Source organism: Amycolatopsis sp. FBCC-B4732 (genome assembly GCF_023008405.1).
GTDB classification, from domain to species: Bacteria; Actinomycetota; Actinomycetes; order Mycobacteriales; family Pseudonocardiaceae; genus Amycolatopsis; species Amycolatopsis pretoriensis_A.
In genome coordinates, this window is the sequence record NZ_CP095376.1 from 1,371,711 (window position 1) to 1,396,915 (window position 25,205).

General features: G+C 71.3%; 24 protein-coding genes. 12 read left to right on the forward strand and 12 right to left on the reverse strand.

Annotated elements, in window-relative coordinates; genetic code table 11:
* The 7 genes from MUY14_RS05550 to MUY14_RS05580 form a co-directional block, all read right to left on the reverse strand.
* Positions 1-855, reverse strand: coding sequence for a carbohydrate ABC transporter permease (locus MUY14_RS05550; RefSeq protein WP_247021474.1), 855 nt, complete (start codon positions 853-855; stop codon positions 1-3).
* On the reverse strand, positions 846-1,793 hold the full coding sequence (locus MUY14_RS05555; protein WP_396126752.1) for a carbohydrate ABC transporter permease: 948 nt from the start codon (positions 1,791-1,793) through the stop codon (positions 846-848). The genes MUY14_RS05550 and MUY14_RS05555 overlap by 10 nt, the downstream gene beginning before the upstream one ends.
* Positions 1,793-3,076 carry an extracellular solute-binding protein gene (locus tag MUY14_RS05560; RefSeq protein WP_247021476.1) on the reverse strand — a complete coding sequence of 428 codons (1,284 nt, stop codon included), beginning with the start codon at positions 3,074-3,076 and terminating at the stop codon, positions 1,793-1,795. The genes MUY14_RS05555 and MUY14_RS05560 overlap by 1 nt, the downstream gene beginning before the upstream one ends.
* A 79-nt stretch (positions 3,077-3,155) precedes the next feature.
* Complete coding sequence (locus tag MUY14_RS05565; RefSeq protein ID WP_247021479.1) at positions 3,156-4,283, reverse strand: lactonase family protein; 1,128 nt, start codon at positions 4,281-4,283, stop codon at positions 3,156-3,158.
* A 48-nt stretch (positions 4,284-4,331) separates the two neighbouring features.
* On the reverse strand, positions 4,332-5,720 hold the full coding sequence (locus MUY14_RS05570) for a GntP family permease (RefSeq protein ID WP_247021481.1): 1,389 nt from the start codon (positions 5,718-5,720) through the stop codon (positions 4,332-4,334).
* The gene (locus MUY14_RS05575) at positions 5,717-7,312 is read right to left on the reverse strand and encodes an amidohydrolase family protein (protein WP_247021483.1); all 1,596 of its coding nucleotides are present in this window, start codon (positions 7,310-7,312) and stop codon (positions 5,717-5,719) included. The genes MUY14_RS05570 and MUY14_RS05575 overlap by 4 nt, the downstream gene beginning before the upstream one ends.
* A complete protein-coding gene (locus MUY14_RS05580; protein WP_247021485.1) occupies positions 7,312-8,619 on the reverse strand; it encodes an amino acid deaminase in 1,308 nt (435 codons plus the stop codon). Before MUY14_RS05580 ends, MUY14_RS05575 begins: the two co-directional genes overlap by 1 nt.
* A 151-nt stretch (positions 8,620-8,770) precedes the next feature.
* Here MUY14_RS05580 and MUY14_RS05585 point away from each other — a divergent pair, with 151 nt between their 5' ends.
* Genes MUY14_RS05585 through MUY14_RS05595 form a run of 3 tightly spaced genes read left to right on the forward strand, consistent with a single transcriptional unit; the run spans position 8,771 to position 10,844 of the window.
* Positions 8,771-9,706, forward strand: coding sequence for a sugar kinase (locus MUY14_RS05585; RefSeq protein WP_247025064.1), 936 nt, complete (start codon positions 8,771-8,773; stop codon positions 9,704-9,706).
* On the forward strand, positions 9,703-10,461 hold the full coding sequence (locus tag MUY14_RS05590) for an IclR family transcriptional regulator (protein WP_247021487.1): 759 nt from the start codon (positions 9,703-9,705) through the stop codon (positions 10,459-10,461). Before MUY14_RS05585 ends, MUY14_RS05590 begins: the two co-directional genes overlap by 4 nt.
* The gene (locus MUY14_RS05595; RefSeq protein ID WP_247021489.1) at positions 10,461-10,844 is read left to right on the forward strand and encodes a RidA family protein; all 384 of its coding nucleotides are present in this window, start codon (positions 10,461-10,463) and stop codon (positions 10,842-10,844) included. The genes MUY14_RS05590 and MUY14_RS05595 overlap by 1 nt, the downstream gene beginning before the upstream one ends.
* A 37-nt stretch (positions 10,845-10,881) precedes the next feature.
* Here the strand turns inward: MUY14_RS05595 and MUY14_RS05600 are convergent, their stop codons facing one another.
* From MUY14_RS05600 to MUY14_RS05610, 3 genes are all read right to left on the reverse strand, one after another.
* On the reverse strand, positions 10,882-11,880 hold the full coding sequence (locus MUY14_RS05600) for a 1-aminocyclopropane-1-carboxylate deaminase (RefSeq protein ID WP_247021491.1): 999 nt from the start codon (positions 11,878-11,880) through the stop codon (positions 10,882-10,884).
* Positions 11,877-12,512, reverse strand: coding sequence for a GntR family transcriptional regulator (locus MUY14_RS05605; RefSeq protein WP_396126753.1), 636 nt, complete (start codon positions 12,510-12,512; stop codon positions 11,877-11,879). Before MUY14_RS05605 ends, MUY14_RS05600 begins: the two co-directional genes overlap by 4 nt.
* Before the next feature lie 630 nt (positions 12,513-13,142).
* Complete coding sequence (locus tag MUY14_RS05610) at positions 13,143-13,496, reverse strand: DUF1844 domain-containing protein (protein WP_247021495.1); 354 nt, start codon at positions 13,494-13,496, stop codon at positions 13,143-13,145.
* A 200-nt stretch (positions 13,497-13,696) separates the two neighbouring features.
* Between MUY14_RS05610 and infC the strand changes: the two genes are divergently transcribed.
* From infC to pheT, 7 genes are all read left to right on the forward strand, one after another.
* Positions 13,697-14,314 (forward strand): translation initiation factor IF-3, encoded by a 618-nt coding sequence (gene infC / locus MUY14_RS05615; RefSeq protein ID WP_247021497.1) that lies wholly within the window; start codon positions 13,697-13,699, stop codon positions 14,312-14,314.
* 68 nt (positions 14,315-14,382) lie between these two features.
* Complete coding sequence (rpmI, locus tag MUY14_RS05620) at positions 14,383-14,577, forward strand: 50S ribosomal protein L35 (RefSeq protein ID WP_086672342.1); 195 nt, start codon at positions 14,383-14,385, stop codon at positions 14,575-14,577.
* Positions 14,578-14,646: 69 nt separating this feature from the next.
* The gene (gene rplT / locus MUY14_RS05625; protein ID WP_247021499.1) at positions 14,647-15,021 is read left to right on the forward strand and encodes a 50S ribosomal protein L20; all 375 of its coding nucleotides are present in this window, start codon (positions 14,647-14,649) and stop codon (positions 15,019-15,021) included.
* Positions 15,018-15,833, forward strand: coding sequence for an RNA methyltransferase (locus MUY14_RS05630; protein ID WP_281506324.1), 816 nt, complete (start codon positions 15,018-15,020; stop codon positions 15,831-15,833). Before rplT ends, MUY14_RS05630 begins: the two co-directional genes overlap by 4 nt.
* Positions 15,834-15,876: 43 nt before the next feature.
* Complete coding sequence (locus MUY14_RS05635; protein ID WP_247021503.1) at positions 15,877-16,710, forward strand: DUF6159 family protein; 834 nt, start codon at positions 15,877-15,879, stop codon at positions 16,708-16,710.
* A 136-nt stretch (positions 16,711-16,846) separates the two neighbouring features.
* On the forward strand, positions 16,847-17,908 hold the full coding sequence (pheS, locus tag MUY14_RS05640; protein WP_086856942.1) for a phenylalanine--tRNA ligase subunit alpha: 1,062 nt from the start codon (positions 16,847-16,849) through the stop codon (positions 17,906-17,908).
* Positions 17,908-20,472 carry a phenylalanine--tRNA ligase subunit beta gene (gene pheT, locus MUY14_RS05645; protein ID WP_247021505.1) on the forward strand — a complete coding sequence of 855 codons (2,565 nt, stop codon included), beginning with the start codon at positions 17,908-17,910 and terminating at the stop codon, positions 20,470-20,472. Before pheS ends, pheT begins: the two co-directional genes overlap by 1 nt.
* A gap of 326 nt (positions 20,473-20,798) precedes the next feature.
* On the opposite strand, the gene MUY14_RS05650 is transcribed toward pheT, so the two are convergent.
* On the reverse strand, positions 20,799-21,488 hold the full coding sequence (locus MUY14_RS05650; RefSeq protein ID WP_247021507.1) for a DNA alkylation repair protein: 690 nt from the start codon (positions 21,486-21,488) through the stop codon (positions 20,799-20,801).
* A 193-nt stretch (positions 21,489-21,681) separates the two neighbouring features.
* On the opposite strand from MUY14_RS05650, the gene MUY14_RS05655 reads away from it, so the two are divergent.
* Both MUY14_RS05655 and MUY14_RS05660 read left to right on the forward strand, forming a co-directional pair.
* Complete coding sequence (locus tag MUY14_RS05655) at positions 21,682-23,265, forward strand: alpha/beta hydrolase (protein ID WP_247021510.1); 1,584 nt, start codon at positions 21,682-21,684, stop codon at positions 23,263-23,265.
* A gap of 201 nt (positions 23,266-23,466) precedes the next feature.
* Complete coding sequence (locus MUY14_RS05660) at positions 23,467-23,964, forward strand: helix-turn-helix domain containing protein (RefSeq protein ID WP_247021512.1); 498 nt, start codon at positions 23,467-23,469, stop codon at positions 23,962-23,964.
* A 240-nt stretch (positions 23,965-24,204) separates the two neighbouring features.
* On the opposite strand, the gene MUY14_RS05665 is transcribed toward MUY14_RS05660, so the two are convergent.
* A complete protein-coding gene (locus MUY14_RS05665; RefSeq protein WP_247021514.1) occupies positions 24,205-25,173 on the reverse strand; it encodes a YafY family protein in 969 nt (322 codons plus the stop codon).
* Positions 25,174-25,205: the final 32 nt, after the last annotated feature.

Sequence of the window (25,205 nt, forward strand, 5' to 3'; positions counted from 1 at the left end):
TCAGCCCTTCACGGCGCCGGCCATGCCGGACACCAGCCGTCGCTGGACGAGGACGAAGAACACGAGCACCGGGATGGTCATCAACGTCGAGGAAGCCATCACCGCGCCCCAGTCGGTGTCCTCCGGCTTGAAAAACACCAGGATCGCCTGCGGCAGCGTCTGGTTCTCGGTCTTGGAGATGATGAACGTCTTGGCGAACAGGAAGTCGTTCCAGGCGTGGATGAACGCGAGCACGCTCACCGCGACCAGCCCGGGCGCCACCAGGGGGAACAGGATCTGCCAGGTGAACCGCACCCGCGACGCGCCGTCGAGCTTCGCCGCCTCTTCGAGCTCCACCGGTACGGCGGCCACGAACCCGCGCAGCATCCAGATCGCGAACGGCAGGCTGAACGCCAGGTGCACCAGCACCAGCGAACCCAGCTCGTTGAGCCCGAACGCCGGCACCACGCCGCCGATCTGGCGCATCAGGAAGAACAGCGGGATGGTCAGCGCCTCCACCGGCACCATCTGCGCGACGAGCGTCATCACCAGCAGCACGGTCCGGCCCTTGAACGAGAACCGCGTCAGCGCGACCGCCGAAAGGAACGACAGCAGCAGCGACAGCACCACGACGACCAGGGCCACGAGCAGGCTGTTGAGGAAGAAGCGCCCGAAGCCCGAAACCGTGAGCACGCGCGAGAAGCTGTCGAACGACGGGCTGAACGTCCACGGCTTCGGGTTCGCCGACTGGATCTCGCCCGGCGGCTTCACCGCCGAGAGCAGCATCCAGTACAGCGGGAACGCGATCAGCCCGGCGATGACGATCGTGACGGCTTCGGCGATCAGCCTGCCGGGGCGGCGAACGGCTAGAGCCATGCCGCGCTCCGGCGCTGCGACCGGACGTACAGCCCGGTGATCGACAGCAGCAACACCGTCATCACGACTCCGATCGCCGACCCGAGGCCGTATTCCTGCCCGGCGAAGGCCTGTTGGTAGGCATAGACGTTGAGCACGAGGTTGCGCCCGGCCACGCCGCCGCCGTTGGTCATCACGTAGATCTGGGTGAAAACCTTGAAGTCCCAGATGATCGACTGGACGGTCGCGATCATCAGCAGCGGCCGCACCATCGGCAGCACGATCGACCAGCTGGTGCGCCACACCGACGCGCCGTCGAGCGACGCGGCTTCGAGCACCTCGTCCGGCACGCCCTTGATCCCCGCGTACATCGTGACCAGCACGAACGGGAACGAGCACCAGACGACCTCGGCGGCGACCAGGCCGAACGCGCCCAGCGTGCCGAACGTCCACGAGTGGTGCTCGAACGGCAGCCCGAGCCCGGTCAGCACCTCGTTGACCAGGCCGAAGTCGGTGTCGAAGAGGAACAGCCAGACGTAGGAGCCCGCGATCGCCGGCGTCGACCACGCGCCCAGCGCGGCCAGGAACAGCAGCGTCCGGGGCAGCGAGCGCACGCGGCTCGCCAGCACCGCGAGCCCGGTGCCGACGACGAGCGAACCGGCGACGCAGGCCGCGGCGAACCCGACCGTCTTGCCCAGTACGGTCCAGAACTGCGCCTGGGACAGCAGGTCCGCGTAGTTCGCGAAGCCCAGGAACACCAGCGGCGCGTTGCCCGCGGCCTGCGGCTGGCCGTAGTCGTAGAACGAGATCAGGATCAGCTGGTAGATCGGGTAGGCCAGCATCGCGGCGAGCAGGATGCCCGCCGGGGCGAGGTAGAGCGCGGCGGCCCGGCCGTCCCCCTTCCGCCGCGGCTTGCGCGCGGGCGCCGTGACGGGAGGGGCGTCTTGGACGACCACCACTAGCCGAAGGCCTTGTCCATCGCGGCCGCGGCATCGGTGAGCGCCGCGGCCGGGTCCTTGCCGCCGGTCGCGATCTGCTGCACGGCGGTGGGCAGGACGTTCTGGCTGTCGATCTTCGACCACGCCGGCGTCGCCGGGACGAACTTGGTGCCCGACTTCAGGGTTTCGACGAACGGCTTGAGGAACGGGTCGTTCGCGGCGAGCTTCTGCTGCACGGTGCTCAGCGTCGGCAGGTTCCCCATCGCGGTGTACATCTTCTCCTGGTACTTCGCGCCGCCGAGCAGCTCGATGAACTCCAGCGCCAGCCCGCGGTGCTTGCTCGCGTTGAAGACGCCCAGCAGGTTGCCGCCGGCGAACGCGGGGGCGATGCTGCCCGCCGTGGCGCCCGGCAGCGGGACGACGGCGTACTTGCCCTTCGCCACGCCCTGGTCGACGGCCTTGCGGTTGAAGTCGCCGCCGATGGTCATGCCGGCCTTGCCACCCGCGAACGCCGTGACGCTCTGCGTGCCGGTGAGGTTCGCGCACTGCGCGGGCGGGCAGACGTCGTCCTTGAGCAGGCTCGCGTACTGCGCGACGCCGGTCTTCGCCTTCTCCTCGGTCACGGCCGACTTCCACTTGCCGCCGTCGTCCTTCGCGAGCTCGCCGCCGTTGGCCCAGAGGAACGGCAGCATCGCGTAGGTGTACTTGCCACCGACGGAGATGCCGTAGAGGTCCGGCTTGGCGGCGCGGATCCGGCGCGCGGTGTCGGTCAGCTCGGCCAGCGTCGCGGGCGGCTTCAGGCCCAGCTCGGTGAAGACGTCCGTGCGGTAGTACAACGCGCGGATGCCGGTGTACCAGGGCAGGCCGTAGGTCTTGCCGCCGGACTTCGCGGTGTCGAGCACGGTCGGGATGAGGTCCTTGCCCTCGCCCCACGACGCGAGGTCGCCGGTCAGGTCGGCGAGCGCGCCGGTGGCGGCGTAGCTGGAGACGTCGGTGTTGCCGAACTCGGCGACGTCGGGCGCGTTGTTCGGGTCGTTGAAGGCGCCGGAGAACTTGTCCGCGCGGCCTTCGACCGGCACCCACTGGACGTCGACCTCGACGCCTTGGTGCGCGGCCTTGAACTCCGTGATGGCTTCCTCGACCGCGGCCTCCTTCGGCGCGCGGTTGGCCTCGTCGAACAGCCAGACGCGGACGGTGCCGGTCTTTTCGTCCCCGCCGCTGCCCGCGGGCGCGGACTGGGTGGGCGCGCAGCCGGCCAGCAGGGCGACCGCGGCGAAAACGGGCAGGGTGCGGCGCAGTCTCATGAGGATCCTCCAGTGGGTACCCCTCGTGAGTGTTCAGGGCGGTTGGAACCGCCCTGAACACTCACGACCGGGGTGGGGCTCAGGCGAAGTGGACCGAGTTGACGTCGGGGACCGCGAGCGACCCCGCGACCGCGCCGGGCAGGCCGGTGGCCGGGTCGCGCGGCAGCCAGGTGACGGTGCCGGAACGCTGGTTCGAGACGTAGAACCAGTTTTCGCCGGGGTCGAGGGCCACGTGCCGCGGCCAGTTGCCGCCACTGGGCACGGTGGACACCAGCTTCAGCGTCTCGCCGGCGACGGAGAACGTCGCTAGGGTGTTCGGGCCGCGGACGGTGGCGTAGGCGAACTTGCCGTCCTTCGACAGGGTGATCTCGCCGGGGTAGCGGTCGCCGGTGCTGCCCGGCGGCACGGCCGGGAAGACGGAAAGGGCCTTCAGCGTGCCGGTTTCGGCGTCCCAGCTCGTCACCGTGACCTCCGGGCGCAGCTCCTGCAGGACGTAGGCGAACTTCCCGGTCCGGTCGAACGCGAGGTGCCGCGGCCCGGCGCCGGCGGGCAGCTTCAGCTGCTGGTGCAGGGAAAGCTTCCCGGTGGCGACGTCGAGGGAGTAGACGTACACGGAGTCCGCGCCGAGGTCGACCGACAGCACCCAGCGGCCGGTCGGGTCGTTGACGACCTGGTGCGCGTGCGCCTGCCCGGAATCGGCCTGGTGCGTCACGAGATCCGTGGCCGCGCCGAGCTTCCCGCCGGCCAGGACCGGCAGCACGACGACGCTGCCCGAGCTGTAGTTCGCGGCCAGCACGTACTTCTGGCTCGCATGCACGCTCAGGTGCGTCGGCGCGCCGCCCTTGGACGAAACCTTGTTGAGCAGCTTGGGTTTCGTGGCGTCGGCGACGCTCAGCGCCGAGACGTACCCGGCCGGGTCGCCTTCGTTGGTGACGTACAGCGTCTTGCCGTCGGCACTGCGGTCGAACCACGACGTGTCGGTGATCCCGGGGATCGTGCGGACGGGCCCGAGCGCGGCGCCCGTCCGGCTCGAGACGTCGAGGCCGTGCCCGTTCGCCCCGCTGGTGTAGCTGCCGATGTACACGGTCCCCCCGACGATGCAGCCCTTCGAAGTGGTGGCCGCGGCGGCGAACTGCGCACCGAGAACGGTCGCGGCACTCGCCCCCGCGGCGGCGCCGAGGAACGTACGACGGGAAAGTCCGGTCATCGTCTTTGTCTCCCAACGGTTCGGGCGGCGGCTTTCCTCCAGTATGGTCTAGACCACGGCCATGAGCAATGCCGAAACCGCGAAACCGGAAACGGAAAGCACGGTTTCCAGTGCGGTCCACGACTTCAGCGTCTGCACCACGCTCATGTTGAAGTAGCGCGAAACGATCCAGAACCCGCCGTCGTTGACGTGCGAGGCGATGATCGACCCGGCGGAGATCGCCATGACGAGCAGGGCCAGCTGGACCTGCGAATACCCGAGCTGGGCGACGGTGGGGGCGATGATCCCGCTCGTGGTCACGATCGCGACCGTCGCCGAACCCTGCGCGATGCGCATGCCGCAGCTGATGACGTACGCCGCGAGCAGCACCGGCAGGCCCGCGTCGTGCAGCGAGTCGGCGACGGCCTTGCCGATCCCGGTGGCCGAGAGCACCGCGCCGAAGAACGCGCCCGCGCCGACGACCAGCAGGATCATCGCGACCGGCCGCAGCGACTTCGACGCCAGCTCGTTGAGGTCCTTGCCGGTGAACCCGCGCCGCAGCCCGAGCAGCCAGGACGCGAGCAGCACGGCGACGGTCAGCGCGACGGCGGGCGTGCCGATGAACGCGGCGACCCCGGCGAGCGCGGAGCCCTTCGGCAGCCAGATGCTCCCGAAGGTGCCGGCGAGGATCAGCACCAGCGGCACCGCGATGATCGAGCCGACCAGCGCCAGCGACGGCGCGTCTTCCTCTTCTTCGCCTTCCTCTTCGGCGACGATCATTTCGGCGGGCACCCCGACGTCGATGCGCTTGCCGATCCAGGTCGCGTAGAGCACGCCGCCGATGAGGAACGCGGGGATGCCGCAGGCCAGGCCCATGAGGATGATCCAGCCCAGCTCGACGTGCAGCAGCCCGGCCGCCGCCACCGGGCCCGGGTGCGGCGGCAGGAAGGCGTGCGTGATCGACAGGCCGGCGATCAGCGGCATCGCGTAGAGCACCAGCGAGCGCTTTCCCTGCTTCGCGGCGACGTACACCAGCGGCGCCAGCACGAAGATGCCGATGTCGAAGAACACCGGGATGCCGAAGATGAACCCGGCGACACCCATCGCCAGCGGCGCCCGCTTTTCGCCGAAGCCCCGCAGCAGGGCCCCGGTGAGCACCTTCGCGCCGCCGGAGCGTTCCAGGATCGATCCGAGCAGCGTGCCGAGCCCGATGATCGCCGTGATGTGCCCGAGGATGCTGCCGAAACCCTTTTCCAGCAAGGAGTCCGACGACTTCTGCGCGGTGCCGACGATCGTGCCGACCGGCAGGCCCGCGGCCAGCGCGGTGAGCAGGCCGACCACGATCAGCGCGATGAACGGCTCGATCTTGAGCTTGACGATCAGCAGCAGCAGGACGGCGATCGAGACGGCGGCGAGCGTCAGCAGGCCGCCCGTGGTGTGTTGCAGCCAGTGGATCATCGGGCTCTCCGGGGGTTGCGCAGGGAGTGTCCGGCGAGGGCGCCGGTGGGACGGCCGTCGTCGAGGGCGGCGACGCCGTTGACGTACACGTGCGTGAGGCCCGCGGCGGCCTGCCGCGGGTCGTCGAAGGTGGCGGTGTCGGTGATCGTTTCGGGGTCGAACAGCACCAGGTCGGCGGCGTACCCGGCGCGGACCAGCCCGCGGTCGGTCAGCCGCAGCCGGCGCGCGGCCCGCCCGGTCAGGTGGGCAACGCACTCGGCGAGGTCGAGCACGCCCAGTTCGCGGACGTAGCGGGCGAGGTAGCGGGGGAACGTGCCCCACGCGCGCGGGTGCGGCCGCGCGCCGACGAGGAGGCCGTCGCTGCCGCCGGTGTGCGTGCGGTGCCGCATGATCGCCTGGACGTTCTCCTCGTGCCCGACGTGCATCAGGCACGACGTCCCGAGTTTCTCGTCCAGCAGCGTGTCGAAGTACAGCTTCGCCGGTTCGGTGCCCTGGGCGCGGGCGGAGGCGGCGACGCTGTGCCCGACCAGGTGGGCGTTGTGCTCGTTGCGGACGCCGTTGACTTCGATGGCGTCCCAGTCGATCGGGACGCCGTGCGCACCGTCCGAACCGGACTCCTCGATCTCGGCGCGGATCCGCTCGCGTTCATCCACATCGGACAACCGGGCCAGGGTGGCGTCGAGCCCGCCTTCGGTGGCCCAGCTCGGCAGCAGCGCGCTCAGGTACGTCGCGCCGGGGAGGTACGGATAGGTGTCGAGGCTGATGTCGCAGCCGTCGTCGAGCGCGTCGTCCAGGAGCTTCAGCAGGTCGGGTGCCTTGCCCTTGTTGACCGAGAAGTTCATCGTCGCGTGCGCGAGGTGCAGCGGGCAGCCGGAGCGGCGCGAGACGTCGATCATCTCGGCGAACGCCGCCAGCGCGCCCTTGCCGTAGCTGCGGTGGTGCGGGCTGTAGAACCCGCCCAGCTCGCCGACCACCCGGCACAGCTCGATCAGCTCGCTCGTCTCGGCGTACATGCCCGGCGTGTAGGTCAGCCCGGAGGACATCCCCATCGCGCCCTCGGCCAGGCCGGTGGCGACGAGCTCCTTCATCCGGGCCAGTTCGGCGTCGGTGGCGGGCCGGTCGGCCCAGCCGACGGCGAGCATCCGGACCGTGCCCTGCGGCACGAGGTAGGCGGCGTTGACGGCGATGCCCCGGTCGAGCCGGTCGAGGTATTCGCCGACCGAGCGCCAGTTCCAGTCGAACCCCGCCGGGTCGTCGTTCCAGCCCGCGAGCTGCTGCCGGAGCGCTTCGAGCACGGCGTCGTCGACGGGCGCGTAGGAGAGCCCGTCCTGGCCGAGCACCTCGGTCGTGACGCCCTGGGTGATCTTCGCCGGGTGCTCGGGGTTGGCCAGCAGCTGCAGGTCGGAGTGCGAATGCATGTCGATGAAGCCGGGCGCGAGCACGAGCCCGTCGGCGTCGATGTTCCGGCGTCCGGCCAGGGAGCCCGCCTCGGCGACGCTCGCGATCTTGCCGCCGGTCAGCCCGACGTCGTGGCGGGTGAGCGGGTCGCCGGTGCCGTCGGCGACCAGCGCGTTCTTGATGACGACGTCCATCAGAACCACGTCCGGACGAGGTCGACGACGGTTTCGCCGTCGGCCGCCGTCACCGGCAGCAGCGGCCACTTGTCGAACACCGTGCACGGGTGCGAGAGGCCGAGCCCGATCCAGTCGCCGACCTCGACCGGCGACCCCGGCGGCAGCGTGAGGAACGCGTGCTGGTCGTTCATCTTCGCGACGACGTGCCCGTCGAGGGGCTCGGCCGGGCCGTCGGGCGTCCGGCGCAGCTGCGGCTCGGGCATGCCCTCGTCGAAGGACGCGTCGCGCTTGCCGATGGTGAGCAGCGCGAGCTCGTCCGACGGCTTCGACGTCACCTGCGCCCAGGCCCGCAGTGCCGGGCGGAACGACTCGACGCCGTCGATGCGCGGGTGGTCGCCGAGCGGGGAGATCTCGCGGTAGAAGCCGTCGTCGTGGGTGAGGTAGGCGCCGCTGCGCAGCACCGGCAGCACGTCGAGGCCGGCCGGCCACGGCTTGGTCAGCTCGTTCGCCACCTGGTCGAAGTACGCGCTGCCGCCGGCGGTGACGATGATCTGTCCGTCGAGGAGTCCCTTGTCCGCGAAGGCGATCGCGAGGTCGCGCAGACCGTCCACATAGGAGCTGATCTTGGCGAGCGCGGCATCGTCGGTGCCGTGCGAGAGCGCGCCCTCGTAGCCGCCGGTGCCGCGCAGCCGCAGCACCGGGCTGGCGTCGACCGCTTCGGCGACGGCCCAGGCGGTCGCGGAGTCGCGAACGCCGGTGCGGCCGCCGTCGGCGCCGAGTTCGAGGAGCACGTCCACCGGCCGCTCGGTGCCTTCGAGGGCTGCGGTCATCAGCTCGACGCCGCGGACCGAGTCGACCCAGCAGACGAACTCGAAGCCCGGGTCCGCGGCCAGCTCGGCGGCCAGCCAGCGCAGGCCGGCCGGGTCGAGGAGCTGGTTGGCCAGCAGGATCCGCGAGACGCCGAAGGCGCGGTAGATCCGGAGGTGCCCGGCGTTCGCGCAGGTCACGCCCCACGCGCCGTGCTCGATCTGGCGCGCGAACAGCTGCGGTGCCATGGTCGTCTTGCCGTGCGGGGCGAGCACGACGCCGCGCGCGGCGCACCAGGCGGCCATCGTCCGCAGGTTGTGCTCGAGAGCGTCGTCGTCGAGCACGACGAAGGGCGCGAAGAACCCGTCGGCGAAGAGGTTGAGCCTGCGTTCCGCGGCTTCTTCCAGGGTCAGCCCGGTCAGGGCGGGGGCGGCGGAGCGGAACCGCCAGTCGACGCGCTCCTGGCGGAGGGCGTCGAGCGCGGCGGTGTTCATGGTGCAGGCGGCGGGTGTGTTCATCGGCGGCGACCTCTGTTGCGTATGTTGCAACGACTGTTGCGCATTTTGAGTGCCATAGGTGTAGCATCCGGGTCGCCACAGGTCAACGGGGTGAAGGGCAGGGAGACGGACAGTGACGAGCGGGCCCGAGGTGTTGTGTGTCGGCGAGTCGATGGCGCTGTTCGTGCCCGCCGAGCCCGGCCCGCCGGACGAGGTCAAGCAGTGGGTGCGCACCATCGGTGGCGCCGAATCGAACGTGGCCTGCAACCTGCCGACGCTGGGGGTGCGCAGCGGCTGGGTGAGTGCCGTCGGTGACGACCCGTTCGGCCGGGCACTGCTGCGCGAGGTCGAATCCCACGGCGTCGACGTCAGCGCGTGCACGGTCGACCCGGCGCGCCCGACCGGGCTGTACATCAAGGAAAGCGGCGCCGGCGGCAGCCCGGTGCGCTACTACCGCTCCGGCTCGGCCGCGTCCGGGATGGGCCCGTCGCTGCTGGAGCGGCTCGACCTCGGCGGCGTCCGCGTGCTCCACCTGTCCGGCATCACGCCGGCGCTGTCCGACAGCTGCCTCGCGCTCGTGCGCGCGCTGCTGGACATGCCCCGCGGCGACCGGCTGATCTCGTTCGACGTCAACTTCCGCCCCGCGCTCTGGACCGGCCGCGACCCGAGCCTGCTCGCGGAGCTGGCCGCGCGGGCCGACATCGTGCTGACCGGCGACGACGAAGCCCAGCGCGTGTGGGGGACCGGCGACCCGGCCGAGCTGCGCGCCCTCCTGCCGGGCCCGCGCACGCTCGTCGTCAAGCACGGCGAGCGCGGCGCGACCCTGGTCGAAGGCGAACCGCTGTTCTCGCCGGCGCTGCGGGTCGACGTCGTCGAGCCGGTCGGCGCCGGGGACGCGTTCGCCGCCGGCTTCCTCGCCGCGACCCTGCGCGGCGCCGCTCCGCTGCACCGGCTCCGCCAGGGGCACCTGCAGGCCGCCGCGACGCTGCTCACCCACGACGACGTCGGGGTGCCGCTGCCGCGCGAGGTGGTGGATAGCCTGCTCCAGGCGGATCCGGACGCGTGGAGTTCGGCCCGGCTGACCGGAGAGGGCGTGGTGCGCACGTGAGCCAGAGCTTGGACCGCGCGTTGACCCTGCTGGGGTCGATCGCGAAAGATGCGCGCACCCTCGACGACCTCGCCGACGAGATCGGCGTGCACAAGTCGACGGTGCTGCGGCTGCTGCGCACCCTCGAACAGCACCACTTCGTCCGCCGCGAAGGCGCCCGGTACTACCGGCTGGGCAGCGCGATGTTCGACCTGGCCAACCAGGCGCTCGACTCGATCGACGTCCGGCGCAGCGCCCAGCCCGCGCTCGCCGCGCTCAACGCGCGCACCGGCCACACCGTGCACCTGGCCAGCTACGACGACGGCGAAGTCGTCTACATCGACAAGTACGAGGGCCGCCACTCGGTGCGGATGTACTCGCGCGTCGGCAAGCGAGCGCCGCTGCACTGCACGGCGGTGGGGAAGGTGCTGGTCGCCGCGATGCCCGCGGCCCGGCGCGAGGAGATCGCGAGGTCGATCGAGTACCGGGTGCTGACCCCGAACACGATCACCACGCCGTCGGACTTCCTGGCGGAGCTGGAGCGCGTGGCGCACCTCGGTTACGCCGTCGACAACGCCGAGCACGAAGACTTCATCCACTGCATCGCCGCCCCGGTCCGCGGCGCCGACGGCGAGGTGCTCGCCGCGGCGTCGATGTCGGTGCCGAAGGTGCTGCTCGACTACGAAGGCCTGCTCGCCCTGGTCCCGGACCTGCGGGCGGCGACGCACGAAGCTTCCGTCCACAGTGGATGGACGGGGAACGGAAAGGGGCACTGATGAGCAAGACGGCAGTTTCCACCGAGAACGCGCCGAAGCCGCCGGCGAGGTTCTCGCAGGCCGTCCGCAAGGGGAACCTGCTGCAGGTCGCCGGTCAGGTCGCGTTCGACCCGGCCACCAACGAGATCGTCGGCGACGACGTCGTGGGCCAGACCCGGCAGACGTTCAAGAACATCGAGGCCGTGCTGGCGGAGGCGGGCTCGAGCCTGGCCGACGCGATCATGGTCCGCGTGTACCTGACCGACACGGCGCACTTCGCGCCGTTCAACGAGGTCTACAACGAGCTGATCGGCGACGCCCCGCACGCCGCGCGCACGACGGTGTACGTCGGCCTCCCGGGCGAGCTGCTCGTCGAGATCGACGTGCTCTGCGTGCTGGACTGAGCCTTCGGTGGGCCGGGATCGCTCCCGGCCCACCGGTTCAGCCGAGGACGCTCGTGTAGCCGTTGAGCGCGGGCTGCCCGCCGAGGTGCGCGTAGAGGACGTTGGAGTCGCTCCCGATCTCGCCGCGGCCGACGAGGTCGATGAGTCCCGCCATGGACTTGCCTTCGTACACCGGGTCGGTGATCATGCCTTCCAGCCGGGCGCACGTCTCGATCGCGTCCACAGTGGACTTGTCGGGGATGCCGTAGATCCCGGCGTGGTAGCGGTCGTCCAGCTCGACGTCGGCGATCTCGCCGGCGCCGATCAGGTCCGCGGTGTTCCGCGCGATCCGGGTGATCTGCTCGCGGGTCTCGGCCGGCTTCGCCGAGCCGTCGATGCCGAGGATCCGCCGCGGCTTGCCGCTCAGCGCCGTCCCCGCGACCATCCCGCCCTGCGTGCTGCCGGTGACCGAGCAGACGATCACCGTGTCGAAGAAGACGCCGAGTTCTTCTTCCTGCTCCTCGAGTTCGACGATCCAGTTCGCGAAGCCCAGCCCGCCGAGCCGGTGGTCCGAGGCACCCGCCGGGATGGCGTAGGGCTTCCCGCCGTGCTCTTCGATCTCGGCGACCGCGTCTTCCCACGCCTCCTTGAAGCCGATGCCGAAGCCGGCCTGCACGAGCCGGACGTCCGCGCCGAGGATGCGCGAGAGCTGGATGTTGCCGACCTTGTCGTACAGCGGGTCGTGCCAGTCGACCCAGCTTTCCTGCACCAGCACGGCCTTGAGCCCGGCCCGCGCCGCGGCGGCCGCGACCTGCCGCGTGTGGTTGGACTGGACGCCGCCGATCGAGACGAGGGTGTCGGCGCCTTCTTTCAGGGCGTCCGCGACGAGGTATTCGAGCTTGCGGGTCTTGTTGCCGCCGTAGGCGAGACCGGAGTTCACGTCCTCACGCTTCGCCCAGACCTTCGCGCCGCCGAGGTGGGCGGTGAGGCGTTCGAGCGGGTGCACCGGCGACGGGCCGAACAGCAGCGGGTAGCGGGGGAAGTCGGCGAGGGTCATCGGTCCTCCAGCAGATCGGTCCAGATGGTCGAGATCACGGAAACGGCGGTGGCGGGGTCGCGGGCTTCGAGCGCGTCGATGAGCTTCGTGTGGCGCAGGACGGAGTTCCAGGCGAGCGCCGAGCTGAACCGCGCGTGTTCGAGCCGGCGCAGCAGGGGGGTGTAGCGGTCGAGGGTCGCGGCGACGGCGGCATTGCCGGCCAGCCGAACGGGGACGTCGTGGAGTTCGTCGTCCGCCTTGACCGCCGCTTTGACGTCACCGGCCTCGATGGCTTTCGCGAAGCGATCGTTGGCGGCGCGCATGGCGGCGACGTCTTCCGGACGGCACTTCGCGGCGGCCTGCCGGACGGCGAACTCGTGCAGCACCCGGACGATCTCCCTCGCGTCGAGGACGTCGGGGGACATGACCTCGGAGACGCGGGTGTAGCTCTGCGGCTTCGAGTCGACGAGACCTTCTTCGGCCAGGCGGCGGAGGGCTTCGCGGACGGGTGCCTTGGAGAGCCCGAGCTGCTCGGCGAGGTCGCCGTCGCGCAGGGGGGCGCCCGGTGGGAGGGACCCGTCCACGATGGCTTGCCGGATGTGGTCGTACGCCTCGTCGCGCAGGAGTGGGCGGGTGACCTTCGGAAGACTCACATCTAACATGTTAGATGTCAGAGACGGGGTGGGGAAGACCTGGTCGGGTGAACTGCGAGCTGTCTTACTTCTTTAGGGCGCTGTGGGCGCGCCAATGGCGTTGTTTCGCTTCGACGTTCGCGGGCGCCCGGCGGCACGGCCAGCTGGAAGGGTTACGGATCCGCGTTGCGGACGGTGATCCCGACTCCGTGGGGGAGGAGGGTGGCGCCCGCTCAGTCCGCGGGCGGGTCCGGCTCGTACGGCGAGCAGGCCGGCGTGGCGCAACTCCGGCTGGAGGCGGAACCCGGCGCTCCTTCTCGCCGCGGGCGGCTCTGGCCCGCTCTCCAGGGGTTGGTGCGGCAAGGCCTCGAGCGTGCCCGGCGGCGAGCAGGGCCGGCGCGGTTCGGCTGGAGGCAGGGTCCGGCGCATCTTCTCGCCGCGGGCGGGTCCGGCCTGTGCTTCGGGGGTTGGTGCGGCAAGGCCTCGAGCGCGGGCCGTGGCGCAGCCCTGGCTGCGGGAAGCGCGCGGGACCTGTTCGGTCCGGGCCGTGACCCCCAGCCGGTGCCGGAAACGCCCGACCGGGCCCGGCGACGGCCGGCGTGCCCACCCCGTAGCGCCCGGCCGGCGCACCGCACCGGCCGGGCCGTCGGCTCAGTAAACGGGGCCGGTGTACTTTTCCCCAGGACCCTGACCAGGGGGATCGGGCACGACCGAAGCCTCCCGGAAGGCCTTCTGCAGCGACTGCAGGCCGTCCCGCAACGGGCCGGCGTGCAGGCCCAGGTATTCGGCGGACGCCGTCACCAGTCCGGCGAGCGCGGTGATCAGCCGGCGGGCCTCGTCGAGGTCGCGGTGCGGGGAGGTCTCCGGGTCGGCGTCGGCGAGGCCGAGCCGCTCGGCGCCGGCCGACAGCAGCATCACGGCCGCGCGGCTGATCACCTCCACGCTCGGGATCTCCTCGAGCTGCCGTTCGGAATAGGGGGGCTGTTCGGGGGGTTGTTCTGACACGTCTGGTACCCTTCCACGAGCGACCAGCCCCTGAGCGATCGGGGGCGGCAAGTGGAGCCCCGCTCCCACCCGCGTCACCGTTCAGGTGGCCGGGTCCGGTCTCGCCCGGACGTCAGTCCAGGGTGAAGAAGTGTCCTCCGGGGCACGATCGGAAACAGAGTGGGCCCCGCGCACCGAAAGGTGACCGGGGCCTTCGCTATGTGGGCACCAGGTCGAACGAGAACAGGAAACATTCCTCGGACCAAGGAGGCCCCATCAGCTCCGAGACACGCATCAACGACCGAATCCGGGTGCCGGAGGTCCGACTCGTCGGACCCGCCGGTGAACAGGTCGGCATCGTCCGGATAGAGGATGCGCTGCGCCTGGCGCAGGAGAACGATCTCGACCTCGTCGAGGTCGCGCCGCAGGCCCGCCCGCCGGTGTGCAAGCTCATGGACTTCGGCAAGTTCAAGTACGAGAGCGCGCAGAAGGCCCGCGAGTCGCGGCGCAACCAGCAGCTGACCGTTATCAAGGAACAGAAGCTGCGCCCCAAGATCGACCAGCACGACTACGAGACCAAGAAGGGTCACGTGTCGCGCTTCCTGGCGGCCGGCAACAAGGTCAAGGTCACGATCATGTTCCGCGGTCGCGAGCAGTCCCGGCCGGAGCTCGGCTACCGGCTGCTGCAGAAGCTCGCCGAAGACGTCACGGAGCTCGGCTTCGTCGAGTCGTCGGCCAAGCAGGACGGTCGCAACATGATCATGGTGCTGGCCCCGCACAAGAACGTGAAGCCGAAGGCGAAGGCCGAGGCGGTCCCCGAGCCGACTCCCGACGCGTAGGCGCCGACCAGCACGAGTCAGCGGCTCACCGGAATCTCCGGTGAGCCGCCGCACGAAAGAGGACTGAAATGCCGAAGATGAAGACCCACAGCGGTACGTCCAAGCGGATCCGCGTCACGGGCACGGGCAAGCTGCGCCGCCAGAAGGCCGGGCGCCGCCACCTCATGGAGAAGAAGTCGAACCGCCTCACCCGCCGGCTCGAGGGCACGACCGAGCTGGCGAAGACCGAGGCCGGCCGCGTCAAGCGCCTGCTCGGCATCTGATCCCGCAGAACTTGCTGTAAACCACCCGGGGCGTTTCCCCTCGCCCCCTGAGATCGACAGGATGGACCCGTGGCACGCGTCAAGCGGGCGGTCAACGCCCAGAAGAAGCGTCGCGCAACTCTCGAACTGGCCAGCGGCTACCGCGGCCAGCGTTCGCGGCTGTACCGCAAGGCCAAGGAGCAGACGCTTCACTCGCTCAACTACGCCTACCGGGACCGCCGTGCCCGCAAGGGTGACTTCCGCCGCCTGTGGGTCACCCGCATCAACGCGGCCGCCCGCGAGAACGGCGTGACCTACAACCGGTTCATCCAGGGCATCAAGGCCGCGGGTGTCGAGGTCGACCGCAAGATCCTCGCGGACCTCGCCGTCAACGACGCCGCCGCCTTCACCGCGCTGGCCGAGCTCGCCAAGGCCAACGTGAACACCGAAGCGAAGTCGGCCTGACCGGCAGCTTTCCCCGGCCCGGGGCGGATCCGTTCACCGAACGGACCCCCCGGGTCGTTGCTGCGCGCAAGCTGACGCGGCGTGCGGAACGCGACAAGACCGGCCGCTTCCTGGCCGAAGGCGCCAACGCCGTCGAGGCCGCGCTCGAGCACGGCACCGTGCACGAGCTGTTCGTCACCGCCCGCGCGGCGGAGCAACACGCGGACCTGGTCGAGACGGCCCGCGCGGCCGGCGTCGGGGTCTCGCCGATCACCGACCGCGCCGCCGACGGGCTGTCGGAAACCGTGACGCCCCAGGGCATCGTGGCCGTCTGCGCGCTGCTCGACCGTCCGCTCGAAGCGGCCGTGACGCCGGGCGCCCGGCTCGTCGTGGTGCTCGTGGACGTCGCCGACCCCGGCAACGCGGGCACGGTCATCCGCGTCGCCGACGCCGCGGGCGCCGACGCGGTCGTCCTGGCCGGCGACACCGTCGACCCGCACAACGGCAAGTGCGTCCGCGCCGCCGCCGGCAGCCTCTTCCACCTGCCGATCACGCGGGTCCGGGACGTGCCGGCCGCGCTGGCCGCCTGCTCGGCCGCGGGCCTGCGGACGTTCGCCGCCCACGGCTACGCCGACGCCGAACTCGATCGGGTGGATCTCACCGCCCCGACCGCCTGGGTCTTCGGCAACGAGGCCCACGGCCTGCCCGCCGACGTCCTCGAGCGCACCGACCTCGCGGTCCGGATCCCGCTGTACGGCAAGGCGGAGAGCCTCAACCTCGCCACCGCGGCGGCGGTCTGCGTCTACACGAGTGCGCTGGCGGCACACCGCTGACCAGCCGCTAGGCTCCGCCCGACCAGATCGTTCCGGGGGATTCATGGGCAAGCTCGCTCGTTCGTACGCGTTGTTCACCGCTTCGGTGCGGGTGTTGCGCGCCCACCGGGGCCTGGCCTGGTTCCCGGTGCTGGCCGGTCTCGCCGGGCTGTTCGTCGCCGGGGTGTTCCTGACACCGGCGTTCTTCCTCTCCCACGTCGAGATCGCCGACGGCGGCCGCCCCACGGCCGGGTCGTGGGTGCTGCTCGCCGTGTTCTACGTCGCTTCGGCGTTCGTCGCGATCTTCTTCAACGCGGCGCTGATCTCCCAGGCCGACGTCGCGCTCCGCGGCGGCGTCCCGGCGGTCGGGGCGGGCCTGGCCGCGGCCGCGCGCCGGTGGCCGGCGCTGCTCGGCTGGGCCGCCGTCTCCGCGACGGTCAGCCTGGTCCTGCGCGCGATCGAGGAGCGCCTCGGCTTCCTCGGCCAGTTCGTCGCCGGCTTGATCGGCCTGGCCTGGCGGCTCACGACGTTCCTCGTGCTGCCCGTCGTCGTGCTCGAGGGCGCGGGCGTGAAAGCCGGCGTCCGGCGGTCGGTGGAGCTGTTCCGCCGGACGTGGGGCGAGAACGTCGCCGGCGGCGTCGGGATCGGCCTGATCGGCTTCATCCTGAGCCTGGCGGGCTACGCCGTGCTCGTGCTGGCCGGCTTCCTGCTCGGCGGCGGCCCGGCCACCGTCTTCGTCTGCCTCGGCCTCGCACTCGTCTGGTCGGTGCTGGTGGCCGTCTTCACCTCGACGTTGTCCGGCATCTACCAGACCGCGCTGTACCGCTATGCCGCCGAGGGCGTGGTGGCCGGCGAGTTCGCGGACGCCGACTTCGCGGGGGTTTTCCCCGCGCGGTGAGCGGGTGGCCGCGCGGCCACGGGGCGACCGGGGGCGCGCGGACCCGATCCCATAGACTTTTCCCGCCTTTGACCTCTCGTGCGCCGCGTGTCCGGCGGCGCCCGAACGAACCAGTCCCAGCGGACGCCGAGGAGTTATGTCCGGAGCCAAGGAGAAGGAAGCCCAGGGCGCGGTTTTGGCCCCCGAAACGCTGCAGGAGGCGGTCAAGGCCGCCGAAGCGGCGTTCGCCGCCGCGACCGGGCTCGAGGCGCTGGCCGAGGTCAAGCCCGCGCACCTCGGTGACCAGGCCCCGGTGGGCCTGGCCCGCCGCGAGATCGGCGCCCTGCCCAAGCAAGAGAAGGCCGAGGCGGGCAAGCGCGTCAACGAGGCCCGGCAGGCCGTCCAGGCGGCCTTCGACGCCCGCCGCGCCGAGCTCCAGGTGGAGCGCGACGAGCGTGTCCTGCGCGAAGAAGCCGTCGACGTCACGCTGCCGTGGGACCGCGTCCCGCGCGGCGCCCGCCACCCGATCAGCACGATCTCCGAGCGCGTCGCCGACGCGTTCGTCGCGATGGGCTACGAGGTCGCCGAGGGCCCGGAGCTCGAAGCCGAGTGGTTCAACTTCGACGCGCTGAACTTCGGCAAGGACCACCCGGCCCGCCAGCTGCAGGACACGTTCTACGTCGGCGAGGAGGACTCCGGCCTGGTGCTGCGCACGCACACCTCGCCGGTGCAGGCCCGCACGCTGCTGCACCGCGACCTGCCGGTGTACGTCGTCTGCCCGGGCCGCACGTACCGGACCGACGAACTCGACTCGACGCACACCCCGGTGTTCACCCAGGTCGAAGGCCTCGCGGTGGACAAGGGCATCACCATGGCGCACCTCAAGGGCACCCTGGACGCCTTCGCCCGCGCGATGTTCGGCGAGAGCTCCAAGACCCGCCTGCGCCCGCACTTCTTCCCGTTCACCGAGCCGTCCGCCGAGGTGGACGTCTGGTTCGAGGAGAAGAAGGGCGGCCCCGGCTGGGTCGAGTGGGGCGGCTGCGGCATGGTCAACCCGAACGTGCTGCGCGCCTGCGGCGTCGACCCGGACGTGTACTCCGGCTTCGCCTTCGGCATGGGCATCGAGCGCACCCTGCAGTTCCGCAACGGGATCCCGGACATGCGCGACATGGTGGAGGGCGACGTCCGCTTCACCCTTCCCTTCGGAACGGAGGCGTAGTGCGAGTTCCAGTCAGCTGGCTGACCGAACACCTCGATCTCACCGAGGAGATCACGCCGCAGGACCTCGCCGACGCCTTCGTGCGGATCGGTGTCGAGGTCGACGACCTGAGCGAGCTCGGCCCGGTGACCGGGCCGCTGGTCGTCGGCCGGGTGGCCGAGATCGAAGAGCTCACCGAGTTCAAGAAGCCGGTCCGGTTCTGCCGCGTCGACGTCGGCGAGCCCGCCGACGAGGACGAGGCGCTGGACGACGAGGAAGACGAAGACGAGGAAGACGAAGCCGGCGAGTTCGACGAGGGCCCGCACGGCATCAAGACCCGAGGCATCGTCTGCGGCGCCCGCAACTTCACCGAGGGCGACCTGGTCGTCGTCGCGCTGCCGGGCAGCGTCCTGCCCGGCGACTTCGCCATCGCGTCCCGCAAGACGTACGGCCGCGTCAGCGACGGCATGATCTGCTCGGCCCGCGAGCTCGGCCTCGGCGACGACCACACCGGCATCCTCGTGCTGCCCTCGGGCACGGCGAGCCCGGGCGACGACGCCCAGGAACTCCTCGGCCTGAACGACACGGTCATCGAGCTGACCCCGACCCCGGACCGCGGCTACGCGCTCTCGATCCGCGGCCTCGCACGCGAGCTGTCGAACGCGCTGGACGTCCCCTTCGGCGACCCGGCGCTGCTGGAGGTCCCGGCGGCCGAGGGCGACGCCTGGCCGGTCCGCGTCGAAGACCCGGAAGGCTGCCCGCGGTTCGTGCTGCGCCGGGTCACCGGCCTGGACGCGACCGCGCCGACCCCGTGGTGGATGCGCCGACGGCTGATGCTGGCCGGCATCCGGTCGATTTCGCTGGCCGTCGACGTCACCAACTACGTGATGCTCGAGCTCGGCCACCCGCTGCACGCGTTCGCCACCAAGGCCATCCAGGGCGACCTGGTGGTCCGGCGCGCGAAGCCGGGCGAGAAGCTGACCACTTTGGACGACGTCGAGCGCGCGCTCGACCCGGACGACATCGTCATCGCCGACGACAGCGGCGTCATCTCGCTGGCGGGCACGATGGGTGGTGCGAGCACGGAGATCACGACGGAAAGCACCGACGTGCTCCTCGAGGCGGCGCACTGGAACCCGGCCGCGATCAGCCGCACCGCGCGGCGGCACAAGCTGTTCTCCGAGGCCGCCAAGCGCTTCGAGCGGTTCACCGACCCGCAGCTGTGCCCGGCCGCCGTCGAGCTGGCCGCCCGCCTGCTGCGCCAGTACGGCGACGCGTCGATCCGCCCCGGCCGCACCGACGAGGGCTCGGTCGAGCCGAACCCGCCGGTCGTCATGCCGATCAACCTGCCGGACAAGGTCGCGGGCGTGAACTACCAGCGCGGCGTCACGGTCCGCCGCCTCACCCAGATCGGCTGCAAGGTCGCGGTGAGCACGGGCGACGACGGCACCGGCCTGGTCACGGCGGTCCCCCCGAGCTGGCGCGGCGACCTGCGCCAGCCCGCGGACCTCGTCGAAGAGGTCCTGCGGCTGGAGGGCTACGACAGCATCCCGTCGACGCTGCCTGCCGCCCCGGCGGGCCGCGGCCTGACCGACGCCCAGCGGCGCGTCCGGAGCGTTTCCCGTGCGCTCGCCGAGGCGGGCTACATCGAGGTGCGCCCGTTCCCGTTCGTCGGCGACTCGGTGTGGGACGCCTTCGGCCTGCCAGAAGACGACGTCCGCCGCAACGCGGTCGTGGTCCGCAACCCGCTGGAGGCCGACCGCAACCGGCTGGCCACCACACTGCTGCCGGGCCTGCTGGACACGCTGCAACGCAACGTGTCCCGCGGGATGAAGGACGTCTCGCTGTACCACATCGGCCAGGTCGTGCTGCCCGCGCCGAACCCGCTGAAGGTCCCGGACCTCGGCGTCGACCAGCGCCCGAGCGACGAGGAGCTGGCCCTCCTCGAAGCCGCTGTCCCGCAGCAGCCCCTGCACGTCGCGGTGGTCCTCGCCGGCCACCGCCACCGCGCGGGCTGGTGGGGTGCCGGCGAGCCGGCGAGCTGGGCCGACGCGGTCCAGGCCGCCCGCACGATCGCGGAGGCCGCCGGCGTCGAGCTGACGGTCCAGGCAACGGACCTCCCGCCGTGGCACCCGGGCCGCTGCGCCCAGCTGCGCGTCGGCGACTGGCCGATCGGCCACGCCGGCGAGCTGCACCCGAAGGTGGTCGAGGCCCTCGGCCTGCCGCCGCGGACGGTCGCGATGGAGCTGGACCTCGACGCCATCCCGCTCCCGGACGACCGCCCCGCCCCGAGCGTGTCGGGTTACCCGCCGGTGCTCCTCGACGTCGCCCTGGTGGCGAAGTCGGACGTGCCGTCGGCGGACCTCGCGGCGGTGCTGCGCGAGGGAGCGGGCGAGCTCCTCGAGGACATCACGCTGTTCGACGTGTACGCGGGCGAGCAGGTCGGCGAGGGCAAACGTTCCCTGGCGTACAAGCTCCGCTTCCGGGCAGCCGACCGCACCCTGACGGTCGACGAGGCCACGAAGGCCCGCGACGCGGCGGTGGCCGCGGCCAGCGAGCGCTTCGAGGCGGCTCTGCGCGCCTGACGGAACGCACGACGCTGAAGGAGAGGGGCCGGGCAGCCGGCCCTTCTTCGCGTTCCGGCCCAGTCGTGCGCAGGCGCGGCTTGCGTGCTTGCGTTCCGCCGCGGTCGCGCGTGTCGGCTGCTTGGGTGCCCGCATCCAGGCGCGTGGTCGCCGGGCCGCGTCCCGCGGCGATCGCATCGGGCTGCCAGCCGTGCCAACGCGTTCTGGCTCGCGAGGAGCGGTCGCGCGTGGGGGCGCGGCTTGCGTGCTCACGTTCCGCCGCGGTCGCGCGCGTGTCGGCAGCCCGTCGCTTCGCGTTCTGTGCGCGCGGGATTCGCCCCCGCCGGTCAGCCGATGTGCTTGAGCGCCTCCCTCCTCGACAGTCCGGACAGCCCCGGGTGATCGTCCACGAAGGACCGCACCCAGTCCGGCGCCGTCTTCGCGTACTCCCGCAGCGCCCAGCCGATTCCCTTGCGCAGGAAGAACTCCGGCTCGGCGATCGCCGGCTCGATCGCCCGGGTCAGCAGGTCCGTGTCCGTCTCCTCCTTCGCGCCGACCTGGCAGATGATCGCCGTCCGGCGGCGCCAGAGGTCGGGGTCGGCCGCCCACCTCAGCAGCACCGGCGTCAGCCGGGGGCGGTCGGCACGCAGGATCGGGCCGATCCGGCGGATCGCGAGCTCGTCCACGTGGTCCCACCAGGCCCCGCTGACGATCATTTCCTCGTACATCGGCACCAGTTCGGCGTCCTGCCAGCCGCGGTACGCCCGATAGCCGGAAAGATCGATGGCCGCGTAGCGCTCTTCGCGGAATTCGGCAGTCCGCCACAACTCCAGGACGGTCGCTGAATATGTCACTCGATCGGGCAGTATGTGGTCGGCGAGCACCCGCTTGATCAGCACGCTGCGCTGCGGTTTCGCGACCCCGCGGAACGGCATCGCCGACTTCATGTACGCCTGCATCGCGGGCGCTTTCGCCGGGTCGGCCAGCTCCGCCAGCCCGGTGCGGAGCGCCTTGACCAGCCGATCGTCGACGTTCATCCGTCCTCCCTGCGCCTTCCGGCGACCCGCAGCGTACTTCCGGCCACCGACAGTTCCGGGACTCGACGGCGGGCGCAGGTCCCGACGAAAGGCGGATGGCGGAAGTCGCGTCGGTCGACGAGATTGTCCAAGGTTGCCGGTAGTTTCGTCGAAATACGGCGAACTCTGTCGAATGCGGACGAAAAGGACGACTGTGAAAAGAATCGTTGCCGCCGTCGCCGCCGCGGGGCTCGCGGCCGGGCTGATGGCCGCCGCGCCCGCCGCCTCGGCGGATCCCGGGGTGCAGTTCACCCCCGCGCCGATCGCCTGGGGGCCCTGCGCGTCGGCGAGCCTCAAGGCCAACGGCGCCGAGTGCGGCTTCCTCGAGGTGCCGATGGACTACGCGAAGCCGGGCGGGACGAAGGTCTCCGTCGCGGTGTCGCGGATCAAGCACAAGACCGCGCAGTCCCAGGGCATCATGCTGGTGAACCCGGGCGGCCCGGGCGGCTCCGGCCTCGGCCTCTCGGTGCTCGGCAAGTACGTGCCGAACCACGCGGGTGACAACTACGACTGGATCGGCTTCGACCCGCGGGGCGTCGGGTCCAGCAAGCCGTCGATCAGCTGCGACGGGAACTACTTCAGCTACAACCGGCCGGCGTACGTGCCGTCCACGCCGCAGCTGGAGAAGACGTGGCTCGCCCGCTCGAAGGGGTACGCCGACGCGTGCCGCAAGAACGGCGAGATCCTCGACCACATCAAGACGACCGACGTCGCGCAGGACATGGACAGCCTGCGCAAGGCGCTGGGCGAGAAGCAGATCAACTACTACGGCTTCTCCTACGGCACCTACCTCGGCCAGGTGTACAGCACGCTGTACCCGAAGAACGTCCGCCGGATGGTGCTCGACGGCAACGTCGACCCGCGCAAGGTCTGGTACGAGGCCAACCTCGACCAGGACGTCGCGTTCGGCAAGAACATCAAGATCTACTTCGACTGGCTGGCGTCCTACGACAACGTCTACCACCTCGGCAAGACCGGTGGCGCCGTCGAGAAGCTCTGGTACGACACGCAGCGCAAGCTCACCAAGAACCCCGCGGGCGGCGTCATCGGCGGCGACGAGTGGACCGACGTCTTCCTGCAGGCCGGCTACTACGTCTTCGGCTGGGTCGACATGGCCAAGGCCTTCGACGGCTACGTGCACAAGGGTGACTGGCAGACGCTCAAGGCGCTCTACGACAACTCGAACCCGCCGGGCGACGACAACGGCTTCGCCGTCTACCTCGGCGTGCAGTGCACCGACGTGCAGTGGCCGACCAACTGGAACAAGTGGCGCGCCGACAACTGGATCACCTACTTCAAGGCCCCGTTCGAGACCTGGGGCAACGCCTGGTTCAACGCGCCTTGCGTGTTCTGGCCGGCGAAGGCGGGCAAGCCGGTGAACATCGACGGCAGCAAGGTGTCCGGTGCGCTGCTGATCAGCGAAGAGCTCGACGCCGCCACGCCGTACGCCGGCAGCCTCGAGGTCCGCAAGCGGTTCCCGAAGTCGAGCCTGATCAGCGCGCCGGGCGGCACCACGCACGCCGGTTCGCTGTCCGGGGTGTCCTGTGTGGACGACAAGATCGCCGACTACCTGGCCACCGGCACCCTGCCGAAGCGCCAGCCCGGCAACCACTCGGACGTCCAGTGCAGCCCGGTCCCGCCGCCGGTGCCCGACGGTGCCGCCGCGCAGAAGTCGGACAGCTCCGCGAAGGCCGCCCAGGAGAAGCAGAGCACGCTGGCCCAGCTGCTGCACTTCTGAGCGCAAGTCCCACCCGGTGCCCCGGTCCGGCTCGTCCGGACCGGGGCACCGTCTTGTCCGCCGGTGTCTCATCGTCGCCTCCTCGTGACGCGGTGTGGTCGCCTAGCGACGCTAGAGGAGGGGTCCGACAATTTCGGAGCGAAGTCGGCCGTGAGCAGCGCGTGGCCGAAAATTGTCGGGGGTGCGCGCTAGCTTCGGGGCATGTCGATCATCGAAGAGCGCCGGACCGAGATCCGGGCACAGGAAACCACCTACCAGATCGTGGTCGCGACCAGGACGGACCTCGACCGCGCCGAACCGACCCCCAAGGTCATGATCACGCTCGAAGCCGGCGGCCCCGGCGGCGAACCGGTCGCCGAGGGCAGCCTCGACCTGGACGTCGCGGTGGCGGCCACGGTCGCCGACCTGGTCGCCGAGGAGTTGCTCTCCGCGACCGGCGCGGCCCGGCCCCCTCGGCGAAGATCCGCCGGCCGCCCCGCCCAGCAAGGCCGCCCGTGGAACGAGGAGATGGACGCGGAACTGGAGAGCCGCTGGATCGCGGGCGAGAGCGTCGCCGAAATCGCGACGTCGTTCGAGCGCACCCCCGGTGGCATCCGCGCGCGGCTGCCCCGCGTCGGCTGCGACCCGGAGAACCCGGGCTGCTACCTCCCCGTGCCGCCGAGCAGGCGCACGGACCTGGAGGGAGGTGAGCCGAGCTGAACAGCGGCGGCGGGCCGGTCCGCGGTGGGCCGGCCCACCGCCCCGAGCAGGGGAGGAAATCCCGTGCACAGACCATCGAAGAACCGGCGAACCGCGCCGGCGGTCATCGCCTGCCGCGCCCGGCCGCCGCGAGCACAGCACCCGGCCCCTCGCGGTCGGACGGCGTCCCGGTCGGTCCGGGGAGGTGACGCCTGCCGGGGCGAGTGGCCGCGCTCCCCTCGCGGCCGCGCGACATCCCCCTCAACGCGGCAGAGGCTCACCGGCCGCCGCGTGGGCGCGGGCGCCCAGCACCTTCAGGTGCCCGACCAGTTCCGCCGGTTCCTCGACCGTGAACTCACAGCCCAGGCCCAGCAGCCGGAACGCGAGCCAGTCCAGCGTGTCCGCGTGGGTCCGCCACCGGCACCGGCCGTCGCCGAGGTCGGTCAGCTCGCCGGCCGCCACGCCGAGCCGGGCCGCGATCTGCGCCGCCGGTTCGGCCAACACGGCCACCGCGCGGTACGTCGGCGCGAGGTCGTAGAGCCGGTCGAGGACGTAGGCCGCAAGGTCCGCCGCCGGTGGCGGGCGCGGGGTGGTGCGGCCGCCGGTCGCCTGGGCGTCGCGGACGCGGTCGGCGCGGAAGACGCGCCAGTCCGCCCGGTCGAGGTCGTAGGCGACCAGGTACCAGCGGCGCCCCGCCGCGACCAGCCGGAGCGGTTCGGCCCGGCGCCGGGTCTCGGCTCCGTCGTTCGCCCGGTAGCGGAAGCGGACCGTCTCGTGGTTGGTGATCGCACCGGCGAACACGGTCAGCTGCGCGGGGTCGACGACGGGCCCGGTGGCGGGCGCGGCGACCGTCGCCGTGCCGAGCGTGCCCACCCGGCGGCGCAACCGGGCGGGCAGCACCTGCTCCAGCTTGGCCAGCGCCCGCACCGACGCCTCCTCGATCCCGGAAACGGACTGCCCCGCGGCGGTCCGCAGCCCGACGGCGATCGCGACGGCTTCGTCGTCGTCGAGCACCAGTGGCGGCATCGCGGTGCCGGCGACCAGCCGGTACCCGCCCGCGACGCCACGGCTGGCCTCGACCGGGTAGCCGAGCTCGCGCAGCCGGTCGATGTCGCGGCGGATCGTGCGCGGGCTGACCCCGAGCCGGCCGGCGAGTTCGCTGCCCGGCCATTCCCGTGGCGTCTGGAGCAGCGAGAGCAGTCCGAGCAGCCGGGCCGGGGTGTCCGTCATGCGCTCAGCATCCCAAGGTGGCGGGCACCACT